17 protein-coding genes and 1 tRNA gene are annotated in these 16,495 nt (G+C 66.5%); 9 read left to right on the forward strand and 9 right to left on the reverse strand.

The genetic code is table 11. The features are described from left to right. Positions 1–147 precede the first annotated feature (147 nt). Genes LZ586_RS14525 through LZ586_RS14545 form a run of 5 tightly spaced genes read left to right on the forward strand, consistent with a single transcriptional unit; the run spans position 148 to position 4,512 of the window. Positions 148–1,065 carry an ATP-grasp domain-containing protein gene (locus LZ586_RS14525; protein WP_235076993.1) on the forward strand — a complete coding sequence of 306 codons (918 nt, stop codon included), beginning with the start codon at positions 148–150 and terminating at the stop codon, positions 1,063–1,065. Beyond that, entirely contained in the window at positions 1,062–2,075 is a 1,014-nt protein-coding gene (locus LZ586_RS14530; RefSeq protein ID WP_235076994.1) for an LLM class flavin-dependent oxidoreductase, read from the forward strand. The genes LZ586_RS14525 and LZ586_RS14530 overlap by 4 nt, the downstream gene beginning before the upstream one ends. Further along, positions 2,072–3,040, forward strand: a complete 969-nt coding sequence (locus LZ586_RS14535; RefSeq protein WP_235076995.1) for a methionine ABC transporter ATP-binding protein — start codon at positions 2,072–2,074, stop codon at positions 3,038–3,040. The genes LZ586_RS14530 and LZ586_RS14535 overlap by 4 nt, the downstream gene beginning before the upstream one ends. Then, the gene (locus LZ586_RS14540; protein ID WP_235076996.1) at positions 3,037–3,702 is read left to right on the forward strand and encodes a methionine ABC transporter permease; all 666 of its coding nucleotides are present in this window, start codon (positions 3,037–3,039) and stop codon (positions 3,700–3,702) included. Before LZ586_RS14535 ends, LZ586_RS14540 begins: the two co-directional genes overlap by 4 nt. Positions 3,703–3,714: 12 nt before the next feature. Next, positions 3,715–4,512 (forward strand): MetQ/NlpA family ABC transporter substrate-binding protein, encoded by a 798-nt coding sequence (locus tag LZ586_RS14545; protein WP_235076997.1) that lies wholly within the window; start codon positions 3,715–3,717, stop codon positions 4,510–4,512. A 65-nt stretch (positions 4,513–4,577) separates the two neighbouring features. Here the strand turns inward: LZ586_RS14545 and LZ586_RS14550 are convergent, their stop codons facing one another. The 3 genes from LZ586_RS14550 to LZ586_RS14560 all read right to left on the reverse strand — a co-directional run bounded on the left by LZ586_RS14550 (position 4,578) and on the right by LZ586_RS14560 (position 7,687). Beyond that, positions 4,578–5,345, reverse strand: coding sequence for a gamma-glutamyl-gamma-aminobutyrate hydrolase family protein (locus LZ586_RS14550; RefSeq protein WP_235076998.1), 768 nt, complete (start codon positions 5,343–5,345; stop codon positions 4,578–4,580). Further along, complete coding sequence (gene epsC, locus LZ586_RS14555; protein ID WP_413777295.1) at positions 5,342–6,304, reverse strand: serine O-acetyltransferase EpsC; 963 nt, start codon at positions 6,302–6,304, stop codon at positions 5,342–5,344. The genes LZ586_RS14550 and epsC overlap by 4 nt, the downstream gene beginning before the upstream one ends. Positions 6,305–6,400: 96 nt before the next feature. Next, positions 6,401–7,687, reverse strand: coding sequence for a dicarboxylate/amino acid:cation symporter (locus tag LZ586_RS14560; RefSeq protein WP_235077000.1), 1,287 nt, complete (start codon positions 7,685–7,687; stop codon positions 6,401–6,403). Positions 7,688–7,940: 253 nt separating this feature from the next. Here LZ586_RS14560 and LZ586_RS14565 point away from each other — a divergent pair, with 253 nt between their 5' ends. Further along, the gene (locus tag LZ586_RS14565; RefSeq protein WP_235077001.1) at positions 7,941–9,047 is read left to right on the forward strand and encodes an NAD(P)H-dependent flavin oxidoreductase; all 1,107 of its coding nucleotides are present in this window, start codon (positions 7,941–7,943) and stop codon (positions 9,045–9,047) included. 69 nt (positions 9,048–9,116) lie between these two features. Here LZ586_RS14565 and LZ586_RS14570 read toward each other — a convergent pair whose 3' ends face one another. Beyond that, positions 9,117–9,455, reverse strand: coding sequence for a hypothetical protein (locus LZ586_RS14570; RefSeq protein WP_235077002.1), 339 nt, complete (start codon positions 9,453–9,455; stop codon positions 9,117–9,119). Positions 9,456–9,628: 173 nt separating this feature from the next. Here LZ586_RS14570 and LZ586_RS14575 point away from each other — a divergent pair, with 173 nt between their 5' ends. Further along, a complete protein-coding gene (locus LZ586_RS14575) occupies positions 9,629–10,492 on the forward strand; it encodes an SDR family oxidoreductase (RefSeq protein ID WP_235077003.1) in 864 nt (287 codons plus the stop codon). 38 nt (positions 10,493–10,530) lie between these two features. Then, positions 10,531–11,010, forward strand: a complete 480-nt coding sequence (locus tag LZ586_RS14580) for an SRPBCC family protein (protein ID WP_235077004.1) — start codon at positions 10,531–10,533, stop codon at positions 11,008–11,010. A 55-nt stretch (positions 11,011–11,065) separates the two neighbouring features. Here LZ586_RS14580 and LZ586_RS14585 read toward each other — a convergent pair. The 5 genes from LZ586_RS14585 to LZ586_RS14605 all read right to left on the reverse strand — a co-directional run bounded on the left by LZ586_RS14585 (position 11,066) and on the right by LZ586_RS14605 (position 15,442). Next, positions 11,066–11,141: transfer RNA gene (locus LZ586_RS14585), tRNA-Lys, on the reverse strand. Then, the gene (gene folK / locus LZ586_RS14590) at positions 11,132–11,629 is read right to left on the reverse strand and encodes a 2-amino-4-hydroxy-6-hydroxymethyldihydropteridine diphosphokinase (protein ID WP_235079825.1); all 498 of its coding nucleotides are present in this window, start codon (positions 11,627–11,629) and stop codon (positions 11,132–11,134) included. The genes LZ586_RS14585 and folK overlap by 10 nt, the downstream gene beginning before the upstream one ends. Further along, positions 11,626–12,474 carry an N-carbamoylputrescine amidase gene (gene aguB, locus LZ586_RS14595; protein WP_235077005.1) on the reverse strand — a complete coding sequence of 283 codons (849 nt, stop codon included), beginning with the start codon at positions 12,472–12,474 and terminating at the stop codon, positions 11,626–11,628. Before aguB ends, folK begins: the two co-directional genes overlap by 4 nt. Before the next feature lie 10 nt (positions 12,475–12,484). Next, positions 12,485–13,456, reverse strand: coding sequence for an agmatine deiminase family protein (locus tag LZ586_RS14600; RefSeq protein WP_235077006.1), 972 nt, complete (start codon positions 13,454–13,456; stop codon positions 12,485–12,487). A 351-nt stretch (positions 13,457–13,807) separates the two neighbouring features. After that, complete coding sequence (locus LZ586_RS14605) at positions 13,808–15,442, reverse strand: M28 family metallopeptidase (protein ID WP_235077007.1); 1,635 nt, start codon at positions 15,440–15,442, stop codon at positions 13,808–13,810. Between the two features lie 475 nt (positions 15,443–15,917). Between LZ586_RS14605 and LZ586_RS14610 the strand changes: the two genes are divergently transcribed. Continuing rightward, the gene (locus LZ586_RS14610) at positions 15,918–16,208 is read left to right on the forward strand and encodes a hypothetical protein (RefSeq protein WP_235077008.1); all 291 of its coding nucleotides are present in this window, start codon (positions 15,918–15,920) and stop codon (positions 16,206–16,208) included. The last annotated feature ends 287 nt before the right edge of the window (positions 16,209–16,495 follow it).

Raw genomic sequence — 16,495 nt, forward strand, 5'->3', positions numbered from 1 at the left:
GCTGACCACCGGACCGAGGGTTCCTCACGCTCCGGCGTCACTCTGCCGGGGAGAGGCAACTTCATCTATCGGTGGTCAAAGCCGAACTCTGCTGGGATCGGGCCGGGCATCGAATAGAGCGGCGGTCCGATTCCCATAAGGACCGACATGGCCGATCTCGCGATTTTGTACGAGCACCCGCAATGGTTCGCGCCGCTGTTCGCGGCGCTGGACGCACGCGGCATCGGCTATTCCGCGCTGCACGCCGATGGGCACGCCTTCGACCCCGCCGAACAAGACACACCTGCTCCGGTCGTCTTCAACCGCATCGCCATGTCGAGCTTCCTCCGCAGCGGCGAGCATCCGATCTTCTACACCCAGGCCCTGCTGGCGCATTGGCAAGCATGCGGCGCGCGCGTCCTCAACGACGCCGAGGTGCTGGCCGTCGATGCGTCGAAGGCGCGGCAGCTGTCGCTGATCGCCGCCCTCGGGCTCAGCGTGCCGGCGACGCGGGTGGTGCACCGGGCCGCCGACATCCCCGCTGCGGCGCAGGGGCTGCGCTTCCCGATCGTCGTGAAGGCCAATATCGGCGGGTCGGGCGCCGGGATCGTCCGCTATGACAGTGCCGAAGCGCTGGCGGCGGCAGTGGCGGACGGCATGGTACCCGACAGCATCGACCGCGTGCTGCTGGTGCAGGAATATGTGCCCGCGCGCGGCGGCAAGATCACCCGGATCGAGACGCTGGGAGGCAAGTTCCTGTATGCGATCGACGTGGACGGTGGCGGTAGTTTCGACCTGTGCCCCGCCGATGTGTGTTTGACCGAGGCGGGCAAGCCAAGCATCACCATCACGCGGGCCGAGCCGGAACCGGCACTGATCGAGGCGGCCGAGCGGATCGCGGCGGCGGCGGGGCTCGACGTCGGCGGCGTCGAAGTGATGATCGACGATCGCGACGGCACCCCACGTTTCTATGACATCAACGCGCTCTCCAACTTCGTCGCCAAGCCGATCGACGTGCTGGGCTGGGACCCGCACGAGCGGCTGGTCGACTGGCTGGAAGGCGTGATCCGGGAGACGAAGGCGTGAGATACGGATATTGGATGCCGGTGTTCGGCGGCTGGCTTCGCAACGTGCCCGACGAGGGCATGGAAGCCAGCTGGGACTATACCCGCGACCTAGCGGTGCGCGCCGAACAGATCGGTTTCGACCTGACGCTGATCGCCGAATTGAACCTCAACGACATCAAGGGCGTGACCGAGCCCGCGCTCGACGCCTGGTCGACCGCGGCGGCGGTGGCGGCGGTGACGTCGAAGCAGGAGCTGATGGTCGCGGTCCGCCCGAACTTCCACCAGCCGGCGCTGTTCGCCAAGGCCGCCGCGAACATCGACCGGATTTCGGGCGGGCGGCTGTCGCTGAACGTGGTGTCATCGTGGTGGGCGGACGAGGCCCGCCAATATGGGCTGCAATTCGACCAGCATGACGACCGCTATGCCCGCACCTCCGAATGGCTGGAGGTGGTCAAGGGGCTGTGGACGCAGGAGCGCTTCAGCTTCGAAGGGCAGTTCTACCGTACCGAGGACGCGATCTGCGCGCCCAAGCCGCTGCACGCGCCGGTGCTCTATGCCGGCGGCGAGAGCGAGACCGCAAAGATCATGATCAGCACCAAGTGCGACGCCTATGTCATGCACGGGGATCCAGTGTCGGCGATCGCCCCCAAGATCGCGGACATGCGCGCGCGCCGCGAAGCCGTCGGCGGCGCGCCGATGACCTTCGGCATGGCGGCCTATGCCATCGTCCGCGACAGCGAGGCCGAGGCGAAGCGCGAGCTTGCCCGCATCACCGATGTCCGCGAGCTGCCCGCAGGCTATGCCAATTTCGACCAATGGCTGTCGGGCACCCAGCTGGAGCGCGAGCTGAAGATCCAGGAATATTCGGTTTCCAATCGCGGGCTGCGCCCGAACCTGGTGGGCACGCCCGAACAGTTGCAGGAGCGCATCGCCGAGTACGAGGCGGCGGGGCTGGACCTGCTGCTGCTCCAGATGAGCCCGCAGCGCGAGGAAATGGAGCGCTTCGCCGCGCAGGTGATCAACGCGTGATCGCGCTGGAAGGCGTACACAAGGCGTTTAGCGGCGGGCACGCGGCGCTGGCCGGCGTCGACTTGGCCGTGGAACGTGGCGAGGTGTTCGGGATCATCGGCCGTTCCGGCGCGGGCAAATCCACGCTGGTGCGGTTGTTGAACCGGCTCGAGCGGCCGACCGCCGGCAGCGTGCGGATCGACGGAGTCGACGTCGCCGCGCTGTCGGGCGCGCCGCTGCGCCAGTTGCGTCGCCGGGTGGGCATGATCTTCCAGCATTTCGGGCTGCTTTCGTCCCGCACGATCCACGACAATGTAGCCTTGCCGCTGAAGATCGCCGGCGCCGACCGCGCGACCATCGCTGCCCGCGTGCCCGAATTGCTGGCGCGCGTCGGACTTGCCGATCAGGGCGGCAAATATCCCGCGCAGCTCTCGGGCGGGCAGAAGCAGCGCGTCGGCATCGCCCGCGCGCTGGCGACCGGTCCCGACATCCTGCTGTGCGATGAGGCGACCAGCGCACTCGATCCGGAAACCACGCGGAGCATTCTCGACCTGATCGGCGACCTCAACCGCGAGCTGGGGCTGACGGTCGTGCTCATCACGCATGAAATGGATGTGATCCGCCAGGTCTGCGACCGCGTGGCGGTGCTTCACGCCGGGCGTGTGGTGGAGAGCGGCGCCGTGGCCGACCTGTTCCTCCACCCCCAAGCGCCCGAGACGCGCGCGATGATCGAGGAGACCGAGGAACATGGCGCGCACTTCGACTTTCCGGGAACCGTGGTCCGGCTGACGCTGCGCGGCGATGCGGTGTGGGACCCGGTGCTGACGCGCATTGCCCGCCAGACCGGCACCGACTTTGCGATCCTGGATGGACGGATCGGGCGTCTTAAGACGACGAACTTCGGGCAGCTCACGCTTGGGCTCACCGGCGGCGATACCGAAGCGGCGCTGGCCGCGTTGCGCCAGCATGGCGAGGTAGCGGCATGATCGGGTGGTTCGGCAATGTCGATTGGCCGGAAATCGGGCGGGCGTGTCTCGACACGCTGGCGATGCTGAGCGGTTCGCTGGTGCTCACGGTGCTGCTCGGGCTGCCGCTGGGGCTGTTGTTGTTCCTGACCAGCCCGGGACAGGTGTGGGCCAGTCGGATCGGCAACGGGGCGCTGTCCCTCTTTGTAAATCTGCTGCGATCGGTGCCGTTCATCATCCTGCTGATCGTGATGATCCCGGTGACGGTGCTGCTGGTCGGCACTTCCCTGGGAGTGGCCGGGGCGATCCCGCCCCTGGTAGTGGGAGCCGCGCCCTTTTTCGCCCGCCTGGTCGAGACCGCGCTGCGCGAAGTGGACCGCAACACGGTGGAGGCAGTCCAGGCGATGGGCGCCACCACCCGCGACCTGGTGTTCCGCGCGCTGTTGCCCGAGGCGATGCCCGGCATCGCCGCCGGGGCGACTGTCACGGCGATTGCGCTGGTCTCGTTCACCGCCATGGCGGGGGTCGTGGGCGCCGGAGGCCTTGGCGATCTTGCGATCCGCTTCGGCTATCAGCGGTTCCAGTCCGACGTGATGCTGGTCACGGTCGCGCTTCTGCTGCTCCTCGTCCAGCTTCTCCAGACCGCCGGCGACCGCCTGGTCCGCCATTTCAGCCGCCGATAAAAAGGGATCCCCATGAACCGCCGCACCCTGCTTCTCGCGTCTGGCCTGCTTGCCCTGTCCGCCTGTGGCGGCAAGCCCGCGGCCGTGGATCCGAACACCCTTGTCGTCGCGGCGACCGCGGTGCCGCACGCGGAAATCCTCGACTTCGTGAAGCCCGAACTCGCCAAGCAGGGCCTCAAGCTCGATGTCCGCGTGTTCAACGACTATGTCCAGCCCAACACCCAGGTCGCCGAGGGTCGGATCGCAGTCAATTACTTCCAGACCGAGCCGTATCTGGCGGAGTTTAACAGATCCAAGGGCACCCATCTGGTCACGATCGCCGGGGTGCATGTCGAGCCGTTCGGCGCCTATTCGTCCAAGTGGAAGGCGATCGCGCAGCTGCCCGCCGGCGCGACCGTGGCCATCCCCAACGAACCAAGCAACAGCGGCCGCGCACTCCAGCTCCTGGCCAAGGCTAAGCTGATCACCCTGCTGGACCCCAAGAGCGCCTCCGCGACGCCCAAGGACATCGTCGAGAACCCCAAGGGGCTGAAGTTCCGTGAATTGGAGGCGGCGACCCTGCCGCGCGTGCTCGACCAGGTCGACCTTGCCCTGATCAACACCAACTACGCGCTCGATGCCAAGCTCAACCCCCTGCGCGACGCGCTGCTGATCGAGGGCAAGGACAGCCCCTATGTCAACTTCGTCGTCGGTCTGGAGAGCGCCCGCACCGACCCGCGCGTGCAGAAACTGGTTGCCGCGCTGCGCAGCCCCGCGGTGAAGACCTTCATCGCTCAAAAATATGCCGGCGCGGTGCTGCCCGCTTTCTGAGGCTCGGTGCTCGGCTGCGGCCGGTGGCTCGCGGCTTGATAGCGGTGCCTCGCGCAGGGGCGGATCTAAACCGCGGGTCCGCCGTGCAGCGCGTCGCCGATGAGCTTGAAGAAGGCGTTTCCTGCCGGGCGTCGGCGATAGTCCCATTCCGGGTGCCACTGCACGGCGACGACGGGCCCCCCGCAAGGGCGGGCGGTGAATGCTTCGACAAGCCCGTCGTCGGTGGAGATCGCTTCGGCGACCAAATCCGCTCCCAATCGGTCGACGCCCTGCTCGTGCACCGAATTGACGCGCAGCCGCGTGTCGCCGAGCGCCGTGGCAAGCATGCCGCCCGGCGCGAGGTCGACCTCATGCTCATGGTCGAACCATGCCTCGTAACTGGTGTCGGGACCGGCGCGCTGATGGCTGTCCGGCGCGCAGCACAGCGTCCCGCCGAACAGCACGTTGAGTTCCTGCAGGCCGCGGCAGATCCCGAACACCGGCCGGCCGCGCTCGATCATCCGGGCGCTGAGCGCCAGTGCGACTTCGTCGCGGCGTTCGTCCAGCCTGTCCTGGCCGCACGGTGGGGCGCCGTAGCGGGCCGCGGCGATGTTCGACCGCGAGCCGGTGAGCAGCAGCCCGTCGAGCCGTTCGGCGAGCTGGCCGATGTCGTTCGCGTCGGGAAGCGCGGGTACCAGCAGCACGGTCGCGTCGGAGACGAGCGCGAGGGGTTCGATGAAGCGGCTTGCCACCGCCTGGATGGGCCGATCGGCGGTCTCGTTGCAACAGAGCACGCCGATCAGCGGCTTCAAGGGAGCCGATGGAATGCGTGGCACGAAGCTGGCGCGGCTCATGTGGTGGCCAGCCCCAGTTGCGCCGCGACTCCGTCGGCGGATGCCGCATCGAGCACCGAGGCCTCGGGCTGCACCACCACGCTGTCGGGCGGGACGTCGCGGAGCAGCCAGACATTGCCGCCGATGATAGATCCGCGCCCGATCGTCACGCGCCCGAGTATCGTCGCGCCGGCATAGATCGTCACATCGTCTTCGACGATCGGGTGGCGGGCGAAGCGCTCGTGCGGTCTCACATGCGTAAGCCCGAGGGGTGCCCGCGCGCCCAGAGTGACATGTTGGTACAGACGCACGTTGCGACCGATGATCGCGGTTTCGCCGATCACCACGCCGGTACCATGATCGATGAAGAAGCTGGGCCCGACGGTGGCGCCGGGATGGATGTCGATCCCGGTTCGGGCGTTGGCCAGCTCGGAGATCGCGCGCGCGACGATCGGCGCGCCAAGGGCGAAGAGCTGATGTGCGACGCGGTGATGCAGCACCGCATGTGCCCCGGGATAGCTCACGAGGATCTCGTCGGCGGTACGCGCCGATGGATCGCCCACGAACGCCGCTTGGACATCGCTGTCGACCAGCCGGCGTATGTCCGGGAGGCTGGCGGCGAACATGCGGACTATCAGGTCGGGCTGGTCCGGCTCGAACGGCGCGCCGCACCCTTCGCTCCAATATCCCAGCTCGCTGGCCACCTCGGCGTGGAGCAGTGCAAAAGCGCGGGCGAGCGCATCGGCGACGAACTCGTCCTCTGGGATCGTGCCGCCACGGAAGCCCCCGAGGCGTACCGGGAACAGCGCCGCTGACAGCCGCTGCATTACCTCGGCAAGCGCTTCCGGCTTGGGAAAACTGGCAATGCTCGCACGCCCGGCCTGAGACTCGCGCCACGCCGCGCGCGCGGCGTTGAGCCCAGTGGTCGCCTGCGTGATCTCGGCTGCAAAGGCCGCGCGAGGACCCGCCGTCACGCCCATTCCACCGCCCTGCTTCCGGCTGAGGCACGATCCCGGCTGCGGTCCGGAACGGTATTGAAGATCGTGAGGGACACGGGAAATCTCCGCTGCTGGAGGTCAGGCAGGGTGCGGGGCAAGCCTCGCGCCGCCGCCATACCGCGCGAGGTCGAGGATGCCTTCGCGCTTCGCGACGATGGTCGGTACCAGCGCCTGGCCAGCGACGTTGACCGCAGTGCGGCCCATGTCGAGGATCGGATCGATCGCCAGCAACAGCCCGGCGCCCTCGATCGGCAACCCGAGCGTGGAAAGGGTAAGGGTGAGCATCACCGTCGCGCCGGTAAGCCCCGCCGTCGCCGCCGATCCGATCACCGAGACAAAGGCGATCAGTCCGTAATCGGCCAGGTGCAGCGGCACGCCGAAGAACTGGGCGACGAAGATCGCCGACACCGCGGGGTAGATCGCGGCGCACCCGTCCATCTTCGTAGTCGCGCCGAGCGGCACGGCGAAAGCGGCATATGCCCGCGGCACCCCCAGAGCATTCTCGGTCACGTCCTCGGTGACCGGCAGCGTGCCGATCGACGAGCGCGACACGAAGCCGAGCTGGATCGCCGGCCAGGCGGCGGCGAAGAAGCGCACCGGGTTGAGCCCGTTGGCCGCGAGCAGAAGCGGGTACACGACCAAAAGGACCAGCCCGAGGCCGAGATAGACCGAAGAGGCGAAGGCGGCGAGCGTGGACAGCGCTTCCCAGCCATATCGCACCACCGCATCGCCGATCAGCGCGGCGCTGCCGATCGGCGTGAGCGCGATGATCCAGCGGAGCAACCGGCGGAAGATCGCAAGCGCCGAGGCGTTGAACGCCAGGAACGTCTCGCCCGGCGGCCCCACGCGCACCGCCGCGGCCCCCACTGCGATCGCCGCGACGATCACCTGGAGCACGTTGAACCCGAGTTGCGTGACAGGCTTGCCGCCCTCCGCCAGCGTCGTCGACGCCGTCAGGCCAAGGAAGTTCGCCGGGATCAGCCCCTTGAGGAAGTCGAGCCAGGACCCGCTGCTTGAGGGCGCCCGGGCCGTGGCCGCGTCCACCCCGGCATGAAGCCCCGGCTGGAGAAGCAGCCCGAGCGCGATGCCGATGGTCACGGCGATCAGCGCGGTGATCGCAAACCAGCCAAGCGTCCGCGTCACCAGCCGGGCCGCGTTCTCGAGATCGCGCAGCGCAGCGATCGAGGCGACGATCGCGGTGAACACGAGCGGAGGGACCAGCGTTTTGAGTAATTGGACGAAGATCTGGCCGACGGTGTGCAGCGTCTCGCCGAGCCATACCGCGCCGCTGTCGCGGGCGAGCAGTCCGAATGCGAGACCGGCGACCATCCCCATCGTCACTTGCGCGCCGAACGATATGCGCATGCCGCTGCCCGCGGCTTCAATCCTTGAACTGGCCATCGGTGTAACATGGCGCCTTATTCCCAGCAGCTAAGTAGGAATAACCTTCCCTCCGCTAAAGTATTTATATGTCCTCCTTGGCGGGTGGTGCGGGGACCCTGCGGCGAGCCGTGGCGACGACGCTCCCGCCTGGCCTCAGGCGTCGCAAGAGCGGACGTTCACTTCGCGGCGCGACGGGTCCATAAGTGGACGTCGTTCCTGTAGAAGCACTGTGCTCATGTCCTTGCTCGACCGCTTTCAACTCACCGTGCCCTTGATCCAGGCGCCGATGGCGGGCGTTTCGACACCGCTGCTGGCAGCTTCGGCCTGCGAAGCCGGCGCGTTGGGCTCGATCGCGCTGGGCGCCACGGATGCTGCCGGCGCCCGCGCCATGATCGAAGAGTTACGCAGCCGCACCAGCCGCGCGTTCAACGTCAACCTGTTCGTGCATGGCAGCCCAAAGGCCGATCCAGAGCGCGAAGCGGCATGGCTCGAATGGCTTGCGCCCCTGTTCGCCGACTTCGGCGCAGCGCCGCCGGCGGCGCTCCGCACCATCTACAAGAGCTTCGCCGACGATCCCGACATGCTGGCGCTGCTGCTGGAACTGGCGCCGCCTGTCATCAGCTTCCACTTCGGACTGCCCTCGTCTGCGGTGTTGTCGGCACTGCGGGACCGGGGCATCTACCTGATGGCCACCGCCACCAGCCTTGAGGAAGCGCGTGCTATCGAAGCGGCGGGGATCGACGCCGTCGTCGCACAAGGGATCGAAGCCGGCGGTCACCGGGGCATGTTCGACCCCGGCGCGCCGGACGATGCACTCGGCACCGTCGCGCTTACCCGGTTGCTGGTGCGGCGGTGCGAACTGCCGATCATCGCAAGCGGCGGGATCATGGATGGGGCGGGCATCGCCGCTGCCCTCGATCTCGGGGCGGTCGCGGTGCAACTCGGCACCGCATTCGTGGCGTGCCCGGAGTCCGCCGCGGACGAGGCGTACCGCGCGGCGCTGAACGGACCCGGGGCATATCACACCACGCTTACGTCGCTCATCTCGGGGCGACCGGCGCGAGCGCTGGCGAACCGGTTTACCGCGTTGGCCGATCAGCTCGGTGGGCGCATGCAGCCGGACTATCCGAGAGCCTATGACGCCGGAAAGGCGCTGCACGCGGCAGCCAAGGCGCGGGGCGAATATGGTTTCGGTGCGCAATGGGCCGGGCAGGGGGCGCCGCTGACGCGTGCCATGCCGGCCTTCGAGCTGGTCCAAACCCTGCAAGCGGAACTGGAACGCTGCCGCGCCTCGCAGCGTCCGCAGGCGACGATGGCGTACTTGCCAGCCAGGCCGGCATGACGAAGCGAACCTTCTTCCGGCGAGTTCAGTCCATCAAGGGTTGACGCGGTAGCGGGACCAGGCGGTGCGTCACCGCTGCTTTTTGGCAATCGTTGCGGTGAAATCGGGGTCCTTGTTCGCCACCCAATCGACGAATTTGCGCACGTTCGGGTTCGCCAACAGTGCCTCTACATCCATGCCGTGGCGCTGCAGCTCGGCATTGCTGAAATTCGCGGTCAGCGTCTGCTGACAAATGGAGTGCATCGGCACGACGTCGCGCCCGCCGCGGCTTTTAGGCACCGGGTGATGCCACACGATCGTCTTTGCCGTCGGTCGGCCACATAGCCAGCACAGTTCCGGCGCGGCGGGCGCCTCGTCTTGACGGTGCAGATCCCCATAGGGGTCTTTCTTGGACTGCCTGCGGTTCATAGGCCGGCCCTATCAGCGAAAGCGCTGCCGGCGCTACCCTCGAGATCCTGCGAGAGCCAGCCTGACGGGGATCGTTCCACCGGTGAGACGGTGCGTCCAGATATGGCGGCTATTTGGATGAAGGTGGATCGCTCATTTCAGTGGCAGCAGATGCTTCAACCAGGAGTGACACCATGACCATCCTCGTAACAGGCGCTACCGGCAATGTCGGGCGCAACGTCGTAGAACAGCTTGTCAATCGCGGCGCCGATGTACGCGCGCTGGTCCGCAGTCCCGAAAAGGCCAGCTTTCCGGCGGGCGTCGAGATCGTCCAGGGCGATCTGCTCGACGTGGACTCCCTACGGAGCGCCTTCTCAGGCGTTTCGACGCTGTTCCTGCTCAACGGCGTCGTCGCCGAGGAATATACGCAAGCGCTGGTGACGCTGGCGGTCGCCCGCGAGGCCGGGATCGAGCGGATCGTCTATCTCTCGGTGATCCACAGCGACGTCTACGTGAACGTCCCGCACTTCGCCGGCAAGTTCGGCGTCGAGCGCATGATCGAGCAGATGGGCCTCAACGCCACGATCCTGCGCCCGGCCTACTTCATGGACAACGACGTCACGATCAAGGAGATGATCAAGAGCTACGGGATCTATCCGATGCCGATCGGCAGCAAGGGCATCGCCATGATCGACCCGCGCGACCTCGGCGAGATCGCCGCCATCGAACTGATCCGCCGCGAGCAGTCCGCCACGCCGCTTCCGCTGGAGCGCATCAACGTCGTCGGTCCGGACACCCTGACCGGCGCCGACGCGGCAGCGATCTGGTCGGACACCCTTGGCCGGCAGATCACCTATCCGGGCGACGATACCGCGGGCTTCGAGCAGAACCTGCGCCAGTTCATGCCGAGCTGGATGGCGCTCGACATGCGCTTGATGGCCGAACGCTTCCTGAGCGATGGCATGGTGCCGGACAGCGGCGACATCGACAGGCTGACTAGCCTGCTGGGCCGCCCGCTTCGCTCCTACCGCGACTACGCCGCGCAGATTGCGGGCTGAGCGCCACCAGCGACAACAAACATTTCAGGAGAAACGCCATGATCTACTCGACCGCCACCGTTCCGGTAAATCCCGACGGAGAGACCAAGCTCACGCGGGATCAGGTCTGGAAGGGCCTTGCGCTGAAGGCACGCGATGCGCGCCTGTTCCTTCCGCCCGGCCTTTGCACCCGATGCGAGGTGGTAGAGGAGAGCGACACCCATTTCGTGCGTGAAGCCACGATTGGCGGCGCCGACCTGCGGGAGATCATCGTGCTCGACCCGCATAGGAAGGTTACTTTCTTCCAGGCAACCGGGCCGCGCGAGGGTGCGATCATCAACGAACTGTTCGAGGACGATGCCGGCGAACTGCAACTCAAGTTCTACTGCTACATTGGCCTGCGCGGGAAAAAGCCGGGCGGCCCCGAAGAGCAGGCGGAGCAGGCGCAATTCGACAGCGCGGACAAGGGATACACAAGTGCGCTGCTGTCCACGCTCAAGCGCACTCGCGAAATGGTCGCCGAGGGGACGCTCCTGTAAGCGAAGCGCGTCGGCTTCTTCTATGGGCGCATGTCCCTACAGGTTCGCGCTTGAGTGGTGGGTCCGATGGGATTCGAACCCATGACCTCTCGATTAAAAGTCGCTTGCTCTACCAACTGAGCTACGGACCCACATGCGCGCACCTAATCTCCGGAATCGGGCGGGTCAACCGGGCTGCCAGCTGGCGTACCGTCAGACCGGTGAGCGGATCGCGCCAATCGGGCGCGATCCGCACCAGCGGGTCCAGCACGAAACGGCGCTGGCGGAACGCGGTATGCGGCACCGTGAGCCCAGGGCTGGACCAGGCGCCGCGTGACCAGAGCAGGATGTCCAGGTCGATGACGCGGCTGCTCCAGATCTGCCCCCGTCGCCTGCCGAAGTCCCGCTCGATCCGCTTAAGCCGGCGCAGCAGGGCCGGCGGATCCTCGTTGCTGTCGATCAGCGCGACCGCATTGGCATAGCGGCGCTTGGAAGGCCCGAGCGGCAGGGTGCGCACTATGCGCGACGCGCTGCGCAGGCCGCCCACCGCAGCCAGGGCGGCGGCGATCTCGCGCTCCGGGCTGCCGTGCCTCCCGCGCCGGTTCGATCCTAGCGCGATCACATAGCGGGTCGGAGTCAGATATCCTCGACCAGCCGGCCGTACAGCTCGGGACGCCGATCGCGGAAGAAGCCGAAGGCGGCGCGGTGGCGTTTCACGCGATCGAGATTCAGCGTGGCGGTGATCACGCCGGTCTCCTCGCGGTCGAGCTCGGCCAGGATGTCGCCGCGCTCGTCGGTGATGAAGCTGGTGCCGTAAAAGGTCTGATCATGCTCGGTGCCGACGCGATTGGCGGCGACCACGGGCACGACGTTGGACACTGCGTGCCCGACCATCGCCCGGCGCCACAACCGTGCGGTGTCGAGGCTGGTGTCGTGCGGCTCGGAGCCGATCGCGGTGGGGTAGAACAGGACTTCGGCGCCCATCAGCATCATAGCGCGCGCCGTCTCGGGGTACCATTGGTCCCAGCACACGCCCACGCCCAGCTTGGCGCCGGGGCCGTTCCACACCTTGAACCCGGTATTGCCTGGGCGGAAATAGAATTTCTCCTCATAGCCCGGGCCATCGGGGATGTGGCTCTTGCGGTACACGCCGGCGACCTTGCCGTCGGGGCCAATCATCGCGAGGCTGTTATAATGGTGCGGGCCATCGGCTTCGAAGAAGCTGGTGGGGATGTGGATGCGCAGCTCGGCGGCGAGCGCCTGCATCGCCAGCACTGCCTGGTGCTCGTCGACCGGCTTGGCGTTGGAGAACAGGCCCTCATCCTCGACCCGGCAGAAATATTCGCCCTCGAACAGTTCGGGAGGCAGCACGACCTGCGCGCCGCGGCCGGCGGCTTCGCGCACCATCTCGCTGACTGCCTTGATATTGGCGTCGATATCGTTCGAAAAAGCGAGCTGCAGCGCGCCAACGGTGATCTGCGTCATGTCAGGTCCTTCAGAGCCGGGGCAGTTGCTGGCTGATGCAATGCACGCTGCCGCCGCCGGTCAAGATATGGTCGGCGCGCACGCCGACGATTTCACGGCCGGGGAACAGCGCGGCCAGCGCGTCGAGCGCGGCCTGGTCGTTGGGTTGGCCATAGACCGGCGCCACCACCACGGCATTGCCGATATAGAAGTTCATATAGCTGGCGGGGATGATCTCGCCCTCCTCGTCGACCACGCGGCCGGGGGAGGGGAAGCGCACCACTTCGACGCCCACCGCCGCGGCGCGCGCCGCCGCATCGTCATAGATAACGGTGTTCGGATCGTCGTGGGTGCCCTGGGGCACCAGCAGCCGGTTCTCGCCGACGAAGCGTGCGAGATTGTCGACATGGCCGTCGGTATGATCGTTGGCGAGCCCGTCGCCGAGCCACAGCACCGAGGTGTAGCCGAGATCGGCCTCGAGCCGTGCCTCGATCGCTTCGCGGCTGAGCTCGGGATTGCGATTGGGGTTGAGCAGGCATTGCTCGGTCGTCACCAGCCGCCCGGTGCCGTCGCCGTCGATCGCGCCGCCTTCGAGCACCCAATCGTGCCGTCGCGCCTTGAGCTGCGCCCGCGCCGCCAGCCGTGCGCCAACGTCGCGGTCTCCGGGCAGGTCGTATTTGCCGCCCCAATAATTGAAGTCGAAATCATGCGCGACGCCGGCGCCGTCGAGGATCGCAGCGGTGTCGCGCAGCCAGATGTCGCCGAACGGCTCGACGATCACCTCGGCCTGGGGCGCCAGCCGGCGTGCGGCTTCGGCGGCTTCGTCGTTCGCAGCCACCAGGATCACCCGCTCGCCGCGCCCGTCGGCATGCACGGCAATGGCGAAGCCCGCGACTTCGGCCTGGGCGGGTTCGAGATCTTCGAGCCACAGCTCGGGATGGCTGGGAAAGCCGATCCAGACGGCGTCGTGCGGAGCCCATTCGGCGGGAGGCGGAAGTGTCATGGCGCGCCATGTAGTGGGTTTGGTGGTGGAGGGGGAGGGGTGGTGTGAAATCCTCCCTTTCAAAAATCCTCCCCCGGAGGGGGAGGGGGACCGCTCGCGTAAGCGAGTGGTGGAGGGGTAGGTGCCGCCAGCAGTATGGCCCGCGGAGAATACCCCTCCGTCACGCTGCGCGCGCCACCTCCCCCTCCGGGGGAGGATTGGGAGGCTGCCAAATTCCTCCCCGGAACGGGGAGGGGGACCAGCGAAGCTGGTGGAGGGGGAGCGCCGCAAGCGATCTCGCCCGAGGAAGCCCCCCACCACCACGGCTTCGCCGCGGTCCCCCTCCCCGTACCGGGGAGGATTTTTATGCGTCTACTTCATGCCCGCCCGGCTCTTGTCGCGCACCGTGCGGAATTCGGCGGTCGGATACCAGTTCGGCCAGGTCGAGCCCTCGGCCAGCTGGCGGCCCAGCGTGTAGAAGATTCCCAGATCCTCCAGCGCGCCGTCCCAGTTCCAGCTGTCCGAATATTCGTCCTGCGGCTTGTGGTAGCGCAGTTCGATATAGTTCTCGGACGCCTTGTGGCCGGCTTCCTTGCCGCCGACGCGCAGATCCTCGCCGCTTTCGCCGTACAGCATCGGCACGCCCAGCTTGGCCATGCTGAAATGGTCGGACCGATAGTAAGAGCCCTTTTCGGGCGTCGGCTCGGGAACGATCACGCGGCCCTGCGCCGCGACGATCGGCTTCACCAGATCCTCCAGCTCGGACTTGCCGACGCCGATCAGCACGAAGTCCTTCGCCCGGCCCAGATTGTTGACGCCGTCCATGTTGACGCCGCCGACGGTCTTGTTCAGCGGATAGACCGGGTTCTCGGCATAGAATTTGGAGCCGAGCAGCCCCGATTCCTCGCCGGTCACCGCCAGGAACACCATCGATCGCTTGGGCGCGCCGGCCTTCACCTGCGCCTCCGCCAGCGCCACCAGCCCGGCGGTGCCCGACGCATTGTCGAGCGCGCCGTTGCAGATGTCGTCGCCGTTCACCGCGTCGCAGCGGCCCAGATGGTCCCAATGCGCCGAATAGAGCACGACTTCGTCGGGCCGTTCGGTGCCCGGCAGGATGCCGACGACGTTCTTCGACGCCTGGCGCCGGATCGCATTGTCGAAGCCGAGCGACGCCTTCACGCCCAGCGGCACGGCCTTGAAGCCCTTGTGCTTCGCCGCTTCGATCAGTGCGGGATAATCCTTGCCTGCGCTGGCGAACAGCGCCTTGGCCGCGTCCTGCTGGATCCAGCCGATCGCCTTGGACTGGTCCAGGTGGTTGCCCGGCGTATCCTGCTCCAGCTGCGGCCCGGTCCAGCTCGACTGGACCACGCCCCAGCCATAGGCCGCCGGTTCGGTGTCGTGGACGATGATCGCCGCGGCCGCGCCCTGCCGCGCGGCTTCCTCGAACTTGTAGGTCCAGCGGCCATAATAAGTCATCGCGCGGCCGCCGAACGGACCCTCCAGCCCCTGGGTCTGCCAATCGGGATCGTTGATCAGGATGACAACCGTCTTCCCCTTCACGTCGACCCCGGCATAGTCGTTCCAGCCGCGCTCGGGCGCATTGATGCCGTATCCGACGAACACGACGTCGCTGTTCTTCACTTCGGTGCGCGGCGTCACCTGATAGGTCGCAATCACCATGTCCTTGCGATAGGCGAGACTGACCGGCGTCTTGCCCCCGGTGAAGGTCAGCGGCTGGACGTTGCTGCCGGTGATCTCGACCAGCGGCACGTCCTGCAGCCAGCTGCCCTTGTTGCCGGGCTTCAGCCCCGCCTTCTGGAAGCGCTCGACCAGATAGCGCACTGTCTTCTCTTCGCCCGCAGTGGCGGGAGCGCGGCCTTCATATTCGTCGGACGAGAGCGTCTTGGTCACGGTCTTGAGCGTGTCGAGCGAAATGGCCGGTGCGGTCTGCGCCGAAGCGGCGGTGCCGGCGAGAAGAAGAGAAAGGGCGGAAATGGCGAGACGCATGCGGACTCCTGACAAGCGGTGAGACGTGCCAGTCTGGCAGCGGGAAGGGCGGGTAGGAAGGCCTATTCGCCTGGCTTGCGAATCGCGATCGATCGGGTGAGGCGCGCCAACAACCAACCTTTTGGTTGGTTGAGGAATCGCCGGATTCCCGCCGATTTTGCGGGTTACCGGCGCTCGTGAAGTTGACGAAGTTGCGGTCTGACGCGGCTTTGCGCGGGGCGTGGCAGGAGCGAGCGGATCGGACATGGGCCAATGACAGCAGCGCAAATCCTATTTTGCCAGCAATTTGCGTGGTGGCTGAACTGGGTGGAACGCACGATGGCGGCTTCTGGGGCGCACTGTCGGATATCCTTGGGGGTGAGCAGAACGCCCTCCGGCAACTTCTTCGTCACCGAGTGCCGCTCCGAGCTATTGTTCGACGGATGAACGATCATCGCCGGCCAACGTTGACCTGGAGCATGCAAAGGAACGCAATATGAGCGACGGAAAAGTGCCGATGCCGGCAAGTGGGCAGAACAGTCCCAAACTGCGAGGCGATGGCGTTAGCGACGTTGATACGCACGGCTTGGACGGCAAGAGCCAATCTGATGGCGCGGCCTATGAGAACCCTCATACCGGCAAGGAAGCCCGTGGCGAGAGCGAGGGCTTCGAAGGGGGCCAAAGTACTCGAGGGTACTTCGGCAAGGGCCAGGATGACGGCAACAAGGTCGATCCTGAGGAACCCGGCGCGGTCGGCCAGGGCGGCCAGAAGAGCGGCGGAGTGTGAAAGCAGGGAAGCTGCGCAGTCAGAGGTTCGACACGGCAGCGGCGTTTACCCCCGGGATGATGATGGTGAAGAGAAGCAATCCGGTGCCCTTGGTCACCTTGACGCGGAACTCCTCACCATTTCAAATCGACGTGGGGTTGCCTCGCATGCATTCTTCGGCGACCTGAGCGGCCATGCTGCAAGCTTCATCATGGGCTACCCACAACGCGCTTCCCCGAACCACTCGGGCGGCTCAGATGAAGTAATGCTGGCCGGCGCTAAGCGGCACCTTACCAGTAGCGTTCCGC

Source organism: Sphingomonas sp. S2-65 (genome assembly GCF_021513175.1).
Lineage (GTDB): Bacteria > Pseudomonadota > Alphaproteobacteria > Sphingomonadales > Sphingomonadaceae > Sphingomonas.